Here is a 12,470-nt window from a genome sequence, read left to right as displayed (position 1 = left end):
CGATAGTCGATAGATACCTTACAGGCGGGGCATTATTATGGGCAAGCATTCGGGAAGCGTAAGAACGGCATCTGTGCTGTCGGTTTGCGGCCTGCTTCTGCCTCTCATCGCAGCATGCACCACGCCAAAACCCGTCGTAGCACCTGAGCATATGGAACGCCCGAAGGCACAGATCGTCGGCCCGCAACCCGTCAGCTCCGCACCGGCGCAGAAGCGCGACACCGGCACCTTCCCCACCTTCGCCAAACCCATGACGGCGGCCATGCCGCAGATGGAAGAAAACGAAGCGACCACGATGGAGCAGAACCTCACCGCGCTAGGCGCCGCCCGCCGCCGCGGCCAGATCACCGAAGCCGAATACAAGCGCCGCGTGGCCGAACTGAAGGCTCTGTCCGAGCAGCAGAAGCCGGTAGCGACGCCTACTGCTTCGCAGTGAGGCTGTGGCGCTCTAGCTCTTCTGCTCTGCTCTTTTCATGTCTGTTGTCTTGGTCTGCCTGCTGGCGTCCAGTTGAGCTGAGTTGTGGAGAGGGCCGCGCATAGATCGCTCTAATTCGCTGGGGCAACGGTTAGGACGGACCGCCCGCTTGCCAAACGAGCTGACAGAGCAGCGGCGGCGCTTGCACTTTTCAGTCCATTTATCGGAAAATAGCAAGTCATGATGGGCTCCCTGATTATTGGAGTGACTCTAATCTGGCCATCTATCAAAATGTTAATCGGCTTTTGCAGATGGTTGCGTGTGAACAGAGCAAAGGCCTTGGCTCCCTCGCGATCCAGCCGGATAAGGACGCTGCCTTCTTGGCTGGCCTCGTCGAACATGGGCTGGGCATCTGCCACTCTCAGTTCTACGACTTGTGCAAGAGCCGGGGAGGCAAAAAAGCTGGCGGTAAGAGCGGCTGTAATCAACTGACGCATGTGCTGATTGCTCCTTCGAGCTTTGTCGTTTGAATTTCTCGCAATGTTGGACCGCTTATGTTCTTGCAGTCTTCCTCTTTATGTAACTGCAGCGGATCATCTATTTACCACTCAAAATTGTTATAGCAGAGTCACAAAACTCTAATAATCAAGATAGTTGTTTTTCGATTTTCGCATGAGCCATGCGATTTTCTGAATCTCTATGGACCAGCCAGATCATTCACGAAAGAGTAGGACATAAGATGCCCATAGAGATCAGACTTGCTGAGTCAAATGATGTAGCTGCTCTTTTTAATGTCAGGACTTCGGTGCGGGAAAACCATATGTCCCGGGAAAGCCTTTCCGAACTGGGCATCACCTACACCTCAGTCTCCAAGATGATTTCTGCTTCACCCTGCGCTTGGGTTGCTGTCTCTGACAATGAAATCGTGGGCTTCTCGATGATCGACGTGCCTAATGCTTCTCTGTTTGCCGCCTTCGTTCTTCCTGCACATGAAGCGAAGGGACTGGGCACTCAACTTATCGCAGTCGCGGAGAGCGAGCTGTTCAAGCACCACTCGCTGATTTGGCTTGAAACAGATAGGGATAGCCGCGCAGCAGGCTTTTACAGGCATTTAGGTTGGCGCGAAGAGCGCAAGGCCGAGGGAAACCAAATTAGGCTTACGAAAGCTCGGCCTTAACCTTTCATCTCGGGATATCTCGGAAAAGGCGAGGCGACCAACGGCTCCTGACGCGTAGCTGATTTCTGGGTCGATGCGCACTTCAACAAGCAGATGGGCAAAACAATCTTCCCGATACTTTGCTGTGCAGTTTAGCTGCAACAGAACCCATGGCTCAGTCTGCGGGCTCAAGCGCGTGCGCATCTCGAAAAATAAATCGCATTCCGCTTGACAGCAAACGTGTCAAAGCGCACTGTACCAATCAGTAAAGTAATTACCATTTGGTACAAAACTCTGAAAGGAACCTCCCATGCCACGTCCTCCACTCCCACCCTTTACCCGTGAAAGCGCCATCGAAAAGGTGCGGCTGGCCGAAGATGGTTGGAATAGCCGCGATGCAGCAAAGGTTGCGCTGGCCTATACGCTCGACACGCGCTGGCGCAATCGCGTCGAATTCGCGACCAATCGCGATGAGGCTCAAGCCTTCCTGACGCGCAAGTGGAATAAGGAACTTGAATACCGGCTCATCAAGGAACTGTGGGCCTTCACCGGCAACCGCATTGCGGTGCGCTACGCATATGAATATCGTGACGACAGTGGGTGCTGGTTTCGCGCTTACGGCAACGAAAACTGGGAATTCGCAGAGGATGGTCTAATGGCGCACAGGCATGCGAGCATCAATGAAATGCCGATTGCTGAAAGTGAGCGCCTTTTCCACTGGCCGCTCGGCCGTCGTCCGGACGATCATCCCAGCCTTAGCGATCTGGGTCTTTAAGAATGGCGCGTCTGGTCGCAGAACGATCCGACACCTTGGCCCCACTGGCCGAGGTGTTTCGTGAATACGGCTATGAAGGCGCAAGCCTTGCCCTGATCGGCAAGGCAACGGGCCTTGGCAAGGGCAGCCTCTACCACTTCTTTCCGGGCGGCAAGGAAGAGATGGTGCAGGCTGTGCTTGCGCAAATCGAGCAATGGTTCGAAGAAGCAGTCTATGCGCCTCTGCGTGAGGGCGAAGATGCCAACAGCGCCATCGACGCCATGCTCAGTTCCGTCATGGATTACTTCAGATCCGGCGGGCGCGTATGTCTGGTCGGCGCTTTGGCCGTCAGCAATACGCGAGACCGCTTCTCCGACGCCATTCGGGGCTATTTCGTCAACTGGGTAGATGCGTTGCACGCAGCGCTCATTCGACAGGGCCGGGAGGATGATCAAGCGCGCATTCTGTCTGAAGAAGTGGTGCTTTCCATTCAAGGTGCGATAGTCTTGTCGAGAGCGATGGACGACCTCGCCGTATTTCGCCGCGCCATCGATCAGCTTCGGGGTCGATTGATACGTTGAGACATCGGTCGAGAGTGCCGCCTTAACAAAGCACTACCGACACTCAACATATTTTATCCTTCCCACGAACCTCCAGCTTACCTCATTCCTTAAACGAAAAGAGGCACTTATCCGCTACAAATAGAACCCAGGGAGGCCACTGGTTGGCAGGCGCTGGGGAGCGTGGCGATGAAGTGTTTTTTTGTAATGTTGGTTGTGATGGGCGCGGTATTTACGCCCGCGGAAGCGAAGGCGCCGCATATTTACGGCGCTTCATTGGGTCATCTGCACCGCAATATGTAACGGCGTTCAGTCGTTGCCTGCGGCATCGTTAAGGGCGTCGAGGTTCGGCACGGTGATGTGCCTGTTGTTCTCGATCTGGATGATGCCTTCCTTTTTCAGCTTGGTCATCTGGCGGCTGACGGTTTCGATTGTCAGGCCGAGAAAATCGGCAATATCGGCGCGCGAAAGCGGTAGGTCGAAGCAGGACTTGTCGTCTTTTTCCGGGTCGATATGGGTCGCGATCAGATAGAGGAAGCTGGCTACCTTTTCCTGCGCCGATTTGCGGCCCAGCGTCAGCATCCAGTCGCGTGCCTCGTCCAGTTCCTTCAAAGATTGGCCGTGCAGCTTGCGCTCCATATTCGGCACATCATTGATCATGCGGTCCACGACGCGGCGCGGGAACAGGCAGATTTCCACATCGGTTGCGGCTTCCGCCGTCATATTGCTTTCTGCGCTGAAGGGGCGGCCCAGAAAATCCGGCGCAAATTGCAGACCCACTATCTGCTGACGTCCGTCCGACATCATTTTCGAGAGCTTGATGACGCCGTTCAGGATGTTGGCATAGTAGGGCACCAGTTCACCCTGACCGAGCAACTCATTGCCCGCCTCGTATTTTTTGCGACTGGACTGACGGTTCAGTTCGGATAGCTGCGCGGGACTCAGCACGCCGCACAGTCCACCGTGGCGGGCCTCGCAAGAGCGGCAAACAACCGGCATGTCCGAGTTGTGGATGGTCTTCTGCAGCGTGTCCATGGCATCACGTCCAAGTCGAACGGGTGGAGCCGCAAAGCGCGTTCTCAAGCCCCGTTTTCAATCCCCCGAAGCCTCGTCCCCACGCTGCCTCTGAGGTCAGTGTTTATTCGCCAATTTGATCGAAGTCAAAGTTGCAAACTGTCGCAGCCTGTATCCCATAGTCGCAGATTTGACACATGTTAAAAGAGAACTTGCGATGGCTGAGCATCTTTTGAAGAAATATTCCGCTGCCGTTCCGCGCTACACCAGCTACCCGACAGCGCCGCATTTTCACGAAGGCATCGGCGTGCCGGAATATGCCGGTTGGCTGCGCGCGCTTGATTCGGGTAATCGCCTCTCTCTTTACATTCACATTCCCTATTGCGACCGGCTCTGCTGGTTTTGCGCGTGTCACACCAAGCATACGCTGCGATACGAGCCCATTGCCGCCTATCTCGCAGCACTCCACAAGGAGATCGAAGCGGTCGGGCGACATGTTTCGCGCGATGTGCGGGTGACTGCCGTCCATTTCGGTGGCGGTTCTCCGACCATGGTGAAACCGGACGACTTGGAGGCGCTCATGCACTGTCTGCGCTCCGCCTTCTCCTTTGCCGAAGGCGTGGAAATCAGCGTTGAGATGGACCCGAACGATCTCGAGGAGGGACGTTACGATGCGCTCGCCGCCATCGGCATGACGCGCGCGAGCCTTGGCGTTCAGGATTTCGACCCGAAGGTGCAGAAGACCATCAACCGCATACAGACCTTCGAGCAGACGAAATCCGTGGTCGAAGCCGTGCGGGCAAGGGGCGTTCATTCGGTCAATTGCGATGTGCTTTATGGTTTGCCGTATCAGACCTTGGAAACCTTGCGCGATACGGTGGACAAGATCGTTTCGCTGAACCCGGATCGTGTTGCGCTGTTCGGCTATGCCCATGTGCCATGGATGAAGAAGCATCAGACGATGATCCCGGAAAAGGCTTTGCCGGATGTGCTTGCACGATATCACCAGATGAAGACAGCGGCGGATATACTTGTTGCTGCGGGATACGAAGCAATCGGTATCGATCACTTCGCCAAGCCCTCCGATACCTTGGCGCGTGCGCTGAAAGATGGAGAGCTTCATCGCAATTTTCAGGGCTATACGGATGATAGCGCCGATGCGCTGATCGGCCTCGGCGCGTCTTCCATCGGCAAATTGCCGCAGGGCTATGTGCAGAACATGGTTGCGACGGGCGAATATGAGCGCATGGCGGAGGCCGATGGCCTTTGTGCCGTGCGTGGCATAGCGCTTTCGTTGGAGGATCGCGTTCGGGCCTTCGTCATCGAGCGGATCATGTGCGATTTTTCGCTCGATCTTACGGCGCTTTCCGCGCTCTATGGCCCGGCTTCGGCGCTTGCAGTGGAAGAAGCGCGGCAATTTGCCGAGGGTGATCGGGACGGTTTGGTGCATCTGGAAGCCGATCGTTTCGCGCTGACGGAGACCGGCAGACCCTTTGCCCGCAGCATTGCGGCAACCTTCGATACCTATCTCTCCAACGGGCGAGGGCGGCATTCTCTGGCGGTTTGACTGTAGGGAGCGCGCAACACACGGCTCCCAAAATTTAACGATGTGTCAGGAAAGCATTGGCTTTTTGGCGCAACTTGCCTATGTGGTGCGTCTGAAGAGACCTTAATAATTAAGAACACGAAGGATTACGGGCGTGACAGCTACATTCGACAAGGTTGCGGACATCATCGCTGACACCAGCGAAATCGATCGCGAAACCATTACGCCGGAAAGCCATACGATTGACGATCTCGGCATCGACAGCCTCGACTTCCTCGATATCGTTTTCGCCATCGACAAGGAATTCGGCATCAAGATCCCGCTCGAGCAGTGGACGCAGGAAGTCAACGAAGGCAAGGTTTCGACCGAGGAATACTTCGTTCTGAAGAACCTCTGCGCCAAGATTGACGAGCTGAAGGCTGCCAAGGGCTGATTTTTTGATGGCCTGCCTTTGATGGCAGACCGCTTGCTACATACACGTCGTCATCCTCGGGCTTGACCCGAGGATCCATCCACCTATCGGCTTTGGAGACGTGATTGGATCCTCGGGTCAAGCCCGAGGATGACGCAGTGACTGGACGGTGTCTGCTTAAAGCACCTCCACAGCCTACACTCCACGGACCAAAACCATGCTCCTCGAATACTTCCAGATGGTGGACCGCATCGAATCCATCGACAGATCGGCCCGAATTCTCAAGGCCCGTTCGGTCGTGCCGGATAAGAGCCCTGTCTTCGAAGGTCATTTCCCGGGCATGCCACTGGTTCCGGGCGTGCTTCTCATCGAAACCATGGCCCAGACCTCCGGCATGCTGGTTCTCGCCATGACCGATTTCGCCGCCATGCCCTTCCTGATGACGGTCGATGGTGCGAAGATGCGTACCTTTGTCGAGCCAAACGCTGTTCTCGATATCGAAGCCTATCTGGAACATGACGGCTCGGGCTTTGCCGTGACCAAGGCCAAGATCACCTGCGAGGGCAAGAAGGTCTGCGATGCGCAACTGAAGCTGCGCACCATGCCGTTCTCCGAGATTCCACTTGGCCCCATCGTGAAGAAGCGCGCCGAGGAAGTGGGTTTGATGGCAGCGATTGCTGCGGATACCTCCGTTTGAATTTCCTCATTCCTGTGCTTGTCACAGGAATCCAGCCAGCCCAGTCCTGGGCTGAAAGAGTCCTTCCGCCGCGCAGACGCGCGTCGACAGGATTCCTGTGACAAGCACAGGAATGAGGGAGGGTAGGAGCTCACCCTCATCGTTGCCCCTATTTTCCAACTCTAAAACGCTGAAAAACCACGCATCGCGGCGCCTCTTGTGGCCTTCGCCATTGCAAAGCTGCATCTCGCCCTTTATTTCGCATGGCACGTGCGGTTTTTTACCGCTTTGATGGCTCGTCCGTGACCGCATTGGCTCGGAAAAGCGACGAAGGATGACGGATTATGAAGTCTGACAATGATGTGGTGATTACCGGGGTCGGTATCGTGACCTGTCATGGTGTCGGTAAAGACGCCCATATTGCGCTGCTCTCCAGCATTACGACGCCGCAGGCGATTGTGGAGACGGAAAAGTTTGCGCCTTATCCTATCCATCCGCTGCCGGAAATCGATTGGTCCGCTCAGATTGGCCGCAAGGATCAGCGCCAGATGGAAAACTGGCAGCGCCTCGGTGTCTTCGCCGCCGGTCTTGCGCTTGACGATGCTGGTCTGAAGGAAGATGCGGAAGCCTGCGGCACGATGGATATGATCGTCGCTGCCGGTGGTGGCGAGCGCGATATCAATGTCGATACGCTGATCGTCGATGAGGGCCTGAAGCGCAACGACCGCGAAGTCATGCTCAACGAGAAGCTGACGACCGAACTCCGCCCGACGCTGTTCCTCGCCCAGCTTTCGAACCTGATGGCTGGCAACATCTCCATCGTCCACAAGGTCACGGGTTCCTCGCGCACTTTCATGGGCGAAGAGGGTGCGGGCATTTCTGCGGTCGAGACCGCATTTTACCGCATCCGTTCCGGCGAATCGACGCATGCCTTGGTTGGCGGTGCATTTGCTGCCGAACGCCCCGACATGACGCTGTTGTTCGAAGCCATCGGCGCACATGCGCAGGGTGAATGGCAGCCATTGTGGTCTCGCTCCGAAGGCGAGGGCGGTGGCATGATCACCGGTTCCGTCGGCGCGTTCCTCGTTCTGGAATCGCGCAAGCGCGCAGAAGCACGCGGCGCGCATATTTATGCCCGCATCGATGCCATCGAAGGTGATCGCGGCAGCCGTGAAGAGGGCAAGCTGGAGACGCGTCTTGAGCGTCTTCTCGCTCCAGCCAAGGATGCAGCCGAGACCGTCGTCTTTTCCGGTGCCAGCGGGTTTGACGGCCTGACGGTTCGTGAGAAGGACATCATCGAAAAGGCGCTGCCCAATGCTGCCATTCGCGGCTTTAGCGGTGTCACCGGCCATGGACTTGAGGCGCAGTTCCCGCTGGGTCTCGCGCTGGCGGCACTCGCTCTGCAAAGCGGCGCGAAGGTTCCGGCCTTCGATAGTGCCGCTGAAAAGCCGATGGCCTCTGCCGCAGGGCAGGCGGTCGTCACCACGGTTGGCCATGTGCGCGGCGAAGGTGTCGCCGTTCTTTCCAAAGACGTTTGAGGAGTAGAGACCATGGCATCCAGCAATTTCAGGGATCACCTTGGCCGCCCCATCGTTGCCGTCACCGGCATGGGCATCATCACGTCCTTGGGGCAGGGGCTTGAGGATAACTGGTCGGCTTTGACCTCCGGCAAGTCAGGCATCCACAAGATCACCCGTTTCCCGACGGACAACCTCTCCACAAAGATCTGTGGCACGGTCGATTTCATCGATATTCCGGTACCGAATTCGGTCGAGCGCTCCTATGCTTTCGCCCGCGAAACCACCATCGAGGCCTTGGCGCAGGCCGGTCTTTCCGGTGATTTTGGCGGCCCGCTGTTTCTCGCAGCCCCGCCAATCGAGCCGGAATGGAGCGCCCGTTTCGAACTTGGCGACCGTTCTCCGCCCGCTGCAAAGCCGGGCGATGCTTATGATCGTTTCATGGCTGCACTTCGCGAACGCCCCGATCCGGCCTTCCAGGAAGCCGCTCTTTTCGGCGCGATTTCCGAGCGGCTCTCGGATAAGTTCGGCACGCGCGGCCTGCCGGTCACGCTGTCCACGGCCTGCGCATCAGGTGCCACGGCCATCCAACTTGGCGTCGAGGCCATCCGTCAGGGCCGTACGGACCGTGCACTGACTGTTGCGACCGACGGATCGGTCAGTGCCGAAGCGCTCATCCGCTTCTCGCTGCTCTCGGCTCTTTCCACGCAGAACGATCCGCCGGAAAAAGCCTCCAAGCCATTCAGCAAGGATCGCGATGGCTTCGTCATTGCCGAAGGTGCGGCGACGCTCGTGCTGGAATCGCTGGAATCGGCTGTTGCCCGTGGTGCAAAGGTTCTGGGCATCATCAAAGGGGCCGGGGAAAAGGCTGACAGCTTCCACCGCACCCGCTCGTCTCCCGATGGCGGCCCCGCAATTGCGACCATCCGTGCAGCGCTTGCCGATGCCGGAATTGCCGAAAGCGACATCGGTTACGTCAACGCCCACGGCACCTCGACGCCGGAAAACGACAAGATGGAATATGGCTCCATGCTCGCCGTCTTCGGCGAAGGGCTGAAGTCCATCCCCGTCTCGTCCAACAAGTCGATGATCGGCCATACGCTGACGGCTGCAGGCGCGGTCGAAGCCGTGTTCTCGTTGCAGACGATGCTGACCGGAACCGTTCCGCCGACCATCAACTACGCCAACCCAGATCCGACAATCGTTCTTGATGTCGTGCCGAATGTGAAGCGAGACGCCGATGTCAGCGCCGTGCTTTCCAACTCCTTCGGCTTCGGCGGCCAGAACGCAAGCCTTGTCATGACGCGGGAACCGGCTTAATCGGTTCCCAACTTCAAATATTATAACGCCTCCGGGCGAAGGACTTCTATATGCGTGCTCTTCAACTCGTCGATGACCGTAAGCTTGAGAAAGTGGAACTGCCGGAACCGGAAGCCCCGGCACCGGGCGAAGTCACGCTCCGCGTCAAGGCCGTTGCGCTGAACCATATCGATGTCTGGGGCTGGCGCGGCATGGCATTTGCCAAGCGCAAGATGCCGCTCACCATCGGTGCGGAAGCCTCCGGCGTGGTGGAAGCCATCGGCCCCGGCGTTTCCAATGTTCTGCCCGGCCAGCTCGTGTCCATCTATGGCGCGCGCATCTGCGGCCGCTGCCATCACTGCGTTGCCGGTCGCGATAACCTTTGCGAAAATGTCGGCGGCGTACACGGCTTCCATCTGGATGGCTTCGCGCAGGAAAAGATCAACATCCCGGCCCGCCAGCTCGCTCTGGCCCCGCCGAATGTGGATGCGGTTGCCGCAGCACTTGCGCCCGTCACCTTCGGCACGGTCGAGCATATGCTGTTCGACAATGCCAAGCTCCAGCCCGGTGAAACCATCCTTGTTCACGCTGGCGGCTCCGGCATCGGCACGGCGGCCATCCAGCTTGCCAAGAAGATGGGCTGCACCGTCATCACCACCGTCGGTTCGGATGACAAGATCGAGCGCGCCAAGGCGCTCGGTGCCGATCACGTCATCAATTACCGCGTGGACCGCTTCGAAGGCGTCGTGCGCAAGCTGACCAAGAAGAAGGGCGTCGATGTTGTGTTCGAACATGTCGGCAAGGACACATGGGCAGGCTCCATGTTCTCGCTGAAGCGCGGCGGTCGTCTGGTGACGTGTGGTTCTACGTCCGGCGTTTCCACCGAAATCAACCTGATGATGCTGTTCCAGCAGCAGCTGAAGCTGCTCGGCTCCTTCGGTTGCCGTATGGAAAACATGGCGAATGCCATGCAGAAAATGGCGCGCGGCCTTGTACACCCCGTCATCGATACCGAAGTAACCTTCGATGATATCGACAAGGCGCTCGAGCGTATGGAGACCCGTCAGGTCTTCGGCAAGATCGTCCTCCGGATGGATTGATCAGTGAAACTCTTCATTACGCGCGTAGTTCTGGCGCTCGAACATTTTCGCCAGTGGCTGAACGCGACCATCGCGTTCGGCGTTCTCAACCTGCTGAAGCTTTTCCCTGCCGATCCGGCCATCCGGTTCGCGGATAAAATGGCGCGCAAGATCGGTCCGAAAACGCCGCGGCATAAGCTGATGCTGTTCAATCTGGCGCGCGCCTACCCGGAAAAGACGGAGGAAGAGCGCCGGGAAATCGCACTCGACAGCTGGGGAAACATGGGACGGCTTGCCGCAGAATACGTGTTTCTGGACCGGCTTTTCGATTACGACCCGGCCCAGACGAAGCCGGGCCGCATCGAAGTCGTCGGCATCGACAACTTTCTGGAGCTTCGCGACAATCCGCGTCCCTTTATCGTTTTCACCGCCCATACCGGCAATTTCGAGCTTCTGCCTGTCGCAAGCTCTGCCTTTGGGCTGGATGTCACGGTATTGTTCCGCCCGCCGAACAATCCTTACGTTGCGGAGAAAATCTTCAATTTCCGCAAGGAGCGCATGGGCAATCTCGTGCCGTCTCACGCGGGCTCGTCCTTCGCACTGGCACGCCAGCTGGAGCGGGGAGGCGGCGTCGGCGTTCTGGTGGACCAGAAGTTCCGCAAGGGTCTATCGACAAAGTTCTTCGGCAATGATGTGCAGACGAACCCGCTGCTGGCCAAGCTGGTGCGCCAGTTCGGCTGCGATGTCTATCCTGCACGCTGCATCCGCCTGCCGGATAACCGCTACCGGCTGGAGCTTGAGCCGAAGGTGGAGATTCCGCGCAATGAGAAGGGCAGCGTCGATATCGAAAAAACCGCGCAGTTGCTGAACGACAAGGTGGAAAGCTGGGTGCGGGAGTATCCGGGCCAGTGGCTCTGGTACCATGATCGCTGGCACATCAAGAAGCAGGTAGACGTCGAGTAGTTCTCGGGGGCAATTTACCGCTGCTCAATCCGCGCGAAACTGCGCGCGGGGATTGCAGCGATGGTATGTTCCCGTACAATTGCAGTTTTACGATGCCTATTTTTCTTCACTATTTCTGGCATTTGTAAAACCACATCTGGCTGTGGTATTTATAATTGTGCCTGGATGGCGAACTTGCTACGCGTTACATCATTTTTTTACGGGCATACCGTATAGCGGTTTCGCGCCATCGACCAAAGAGGATCGCCAAGCGCGGATGCCGGGGTCGTTCGGGGAGTGTTGAGTTGAAAACATTGATAGAATTGTTCTGGCAGCGATATGCGGAACTGAAAAGCGCCGTTGATCGCAACGATGCGCCGAAAATCGCCACGCTCGACCGCGAACTCGACAACCTTCTGGAAAGCATCACCAGCAGAAAGAACGCGTCTTCCGCTGAAATCCTCGAGCAGTTTCGCTTCGCCATCGATCTTCTCAACGAGGAGGCCGAGGATATCGGCTGCGTCCAGCGCAATTCTGAAGTCCTGCGCAAGCTCGTGGATCGCTATATCGGCGCGGGCCTTCCGCGTGATGGCAGCAACCCGGATGAGCATGGCGCCCAGTGGAGCCCCTATGTCATTCTCGATGAGGATCGGCTTGACGATCTGGATGAGCGCGTCGTCGTGGTTTCGCCGGGTTACCGCATCAATTACACCAATGCCGCAAACGCCGCCTCGCTGCACGCCAATGTCAGCGAAATCATCGGCAAGCACATAGCGGAACTGGTCGGCATTCATCACTTCCAGCAGGCCTTCCGCCAGAAGCTGGACGCATGCTTCAAGGGTGAAGCGGGCAAGTACACCTATGCCGAAGACACTGACGGCCATACCGTGGTCAAGTCTTTCGACATGTCTCCGTGCTACTCCCCGTCCTACAAGCTCGTTGGCGCTATCGTGGTGGTCAAGGAATTGCAGGATCGCCGCAGCCGCGCGGTGGCGTGAAAATGCGGACGCATTCTTAAGCTGAAATTGCTTTAGCTGTTTATTGAATTTCCTGCTGCCTCGCCGCGGGGACCCTACTATTTCTTGCACCGTGATGAAGAC

Annotated in this window: 14 protein-coding genes; 12 read left to right on the top strand and 2 right to left on the bottom strand. The window is 57.2% G+C overall.

Translation table 11 applies throughout. The annotated features are described in order from the left end of the window. The first annotated feature begins 37 nt into the window (after positions 1 to 37). Positions 38 to 436, top strand: coding sequence for a hypothetical protein (locus CFBP5473_RS09645; RefSeq protein WP_027675819.1), 399 nt, complete (start codon positions 38 to 40; stop codon positions 434 to 436). A gap of 110 nt (positions 437 to 546) precedes the next feature. Here the strand turns inward: CFBP5473_RS09645 and CFBP5473_RS09640 are convergent, their stop codons facing one another. Further along, positions 547 to 912 (bottom strand): SecDF P1 head subdomain-containing protein, encoded by a 366-nt coding sequence (locus CFBP5473_RS09640; RefSeq protein WP_027675818.1) that lies wholly within the window; start codon positions 910 to 912, stop codon positions 547 to 549. A gap of 242 nt (positions 913 to 1,154) precedes the next feature. On the opposite strand from CFBP5473_RS09640, the gene CFBP5473_RS09635 reads away from it, so the two are divergent. The 3 genes from CFBP5473_RS09635 to CFBP5473_RS09625 all read left to right on the top strand — a co-directional run bounded on the left by CFBP5473_RS09635 (position 1,155) and on the right by CFBP5473_RS09625 (position 2,906). Beyond that, positions 1,155 to 1,592, top strand: a complete 438-nt coding sequence (locus CFBP5473_RS09635; protein ID WP_027675817.1) for a GNAT family N-acetyltransferase — start codon at positions 1,155 to 1,157, stop codon at positions 1,590 to 1,592. A gap of 289 nt (positions 1,593 to 1,881) precedes the next feature. Continuing rightward, positions 1,882 to 2,346 carry a nuclear transport factor 2 family protein gene (locus CFBP5473_RS09630; RefSeq protein WP_027675816.1) on the top strand — a complete coding sequence of 155 codons (465 nt, stop codon included), beginning with the start codon at positions 1,882 to 1,884 and terminating at the stop codon, positions 2,344 to 2,346. A 2-nt stretch (positions 2,347 to 2,348) separates the two neighbouring features. Next, a complete protein-coding gene (locus CFBP5473_RS09625; protein ID WP_027675815.1) occupies positions 2,349 to 2,906 on the top strand; it encodes a TetR/AcrR family transcriptional regulator in 558 nt (185 codons plus the stop codon). Between the two features lie 288 nt (positions 2,907 to 3,194). Here CFBP5473_RS09625 and fnrN read toward each other — a convergent pair whose 3' ends face one another. Continuing rightward, complete coding sequence (gene fnrN, locus CFBP5473_RS09620) at positions 3,195 to 3,920, bottom strand: transcriptional regulator FnrN (protein ID WP_027675814.1); 726 nt, start codon at positions 3,918 to 3,920, stop codon at positions 3,195 to 3,197. Positions 3,921 to 4,116: 196 nt separating this feature from the next. Here fnrN and hemN point away from each other — a divergent pair, with 196 nt between their 5' ends. From hemN to CFBP5473_RS09580, 8 genes are all read left to right on the top strand, one after another. After that, positions 4,117 to 5,466, top strand: a complete 1,350-nt coding sequence (hemN, locus tag CFBP5473_RS09615; RefSeq protein WP_027675813.1) for an oxygen-independent coproporphyrinogen III oxidase — start codon at positions 4,117 to 4,119, stop codon at positions 5,464 to 5,466. Between the two features lie 133 nt (positions 5,467 to 5,599). Continuing rightward, complete coding sequence (locus tag CFBP5473_RS09610) at positions 5,600 to 5,878, top strand: acyl carrier protein (RefSeq protein WP_027675812.1); 279 nt, start codon at positions 5,600 to 5,602, stop codon at positions 5,876 to 5,878. A 196-nt stretch (positions 5,879 to 6,074) separates the two neighbouring features. Next, positions 6,075 to 6,554 carry a 3-hydroxyacyl-ACP dehydratase FabZ family protein gene (locus tag CFBP5473_RS09605; RefSeq protein WP_027675811.1) on the top strand — a complete coding sequence of 160 codons (480 nt, stop codon included), beginning with the start codon at positions 6,075 to 6,077 and terminating at the stop codon, positions 6,552 to 6,554. 320 nt (positions 6,555 to 6,874) lie between these two features. Then, complete coding sequence (locus tag CFBP5473_RS09600) at positions 6,875 to 8,071, top strand: beta-ketoacyl-ACP synthase (protein ID WP_027675809.1); 1,197 nt, start codon at positions 6,875 to 6,877, stop codon at positions 8,069 to 8,071. Between the two features lie 12 nt (positions 8,072 to 8,083). Beyond that, complete coding sequence (locus tag CFBP5473_RS09595; protein ID WP_027675808.1) at positions 8,084 to 9,370, top strand: beta-ketoacyl-ACP synthase; 1,287 nt, start codon at positions 8,084 to 8,086, stop codon at positions 9,368 to 9,370. A gap of 50 nt (positions 9,371 to 9,420) precedes the next feature. Continuing rightward, a complete protein-coding gene (locus tag CFBP5473_RS09590; protein WP_027675807.1) occupies positions 9,421 to 10,449 on the top strand; it encodes a zinc-binding dehydrogenase in 1,029 nt (342 codons plus the stop codon). Positions 10,450 to 10,452: 3 nt separating this feature from the next. After that, the gene (locus CFBP5473_RS09585) at positions 10,453 to 11,391 is read left to right on the top strand and encodes a lipid A biosynthesis lauroyl acyltransferase (protein ID WP_027675806.1); all 939 of its coding nucleotides are present in this window, start codon (positions 10,453 to 10,455) and stop codon (positions 11,389 to 11,391) included. A 284-nt stretch (positions 11,392 to 11,675) separates the two neighbouring features. Continuing rightward, positions 11,676 to 12,368: a PAS domain-containing protein gene (locus CFBP5473_RS09580; RefSeq protein ID WP_027675805.1), complete on the top strand. Its 693-nt coding sequence runs from the start codon at positions 11,676 to 11,678 to the stop codon at positions 12,366 to 12,368. Positions 12,369 to 12,470 lie beyond the last annotated feature (102 nt).

The sequence above is a fragment of the Agrobacterium larrymoorei genome, assembly GCF_005145045.1.
GTDB classification, from domain to species: domain Bacteria; phylum Pseudomonadota; class Alphaproteobacteria; order Rhizobiales; family Rhizobiaceae; genus Agrobacterium; species Agrobacterium larrymoorei.
The sequence above is the reverse complement of the archived record's forward strand: the minus strand, read 5'-3'. Positions and strand labels throughout refer to the sequence as shown.

Coding starts and splice junctions, on each gene's coding strand:
- CFBP5473_RS09645 (WP_027675819.1), top strand. CDS start 38: ATGGGCAAGCATTCGGGAAGCGTAAGAACGGCATCTGTGCTGTCGGTT.
- CFBP5473_RS09640 (WP_027675818.1), bottom strand. CDS start 912: ATGCGTCAGTTGATTACAGCCGCTCTTACCGCCAGCTTTTTTGCCTCC.
- CFBP5473_RS09635 (WP_027675817.1), top strand. CDS start 1,155: ATGCCCATAGAGATCAGACTTGCTGAGTCAAATGATGTAGCTGCTCTT.
- CFBP5473_RS09630 (WP_027675816.1), top strand. CDS start 1,882: ATGCCACGTCCTCCACTCCCACCCTTTACCCGTGAAAGCGCCATCGAA.
- CFBP5473_RS09625 (WP_027675815.1), top strand. CDS start 2,349: ATGGCGCGTCTGGTCGCAGAACGATCCGACACCTTGGCCCCACTGGCC.
- fnrN (WP_027675814.1), bottom strand. CDS start 3,920: ATGGACACGCTGCAGAAGACCATCCACAACTCGGACATGCCGGTTGTT.
- hemN (WP_027675813.1), top strand. CDS start 4,117: ATGGCTGAGCATCTTTTGAAGAAATATTCCGCTGCCGTTCCGCGCTAC.
- CFBP5473_RS09605 (WP_027675811.1), top strand. CDS start 6,075: ATGCTCCTCGAATACTTCCAGATGGTGGACCGCATCGAATCCATCGAC.
- CFBP5473_RS09595 (WP_027675808.1), top strand. CDS start 8,084: ATGGCATCCAGCAATTTCAGGGATCACCTTGGCCGCCCCATCGTTGCC.
- CFBP5473_RS09590 (WP_027675807.1), top strand. CDS start 9,421: ATGCGTGCTCTTCAACTCGTCGATGACCGTAAGCTTGAGAAAGTGGAA.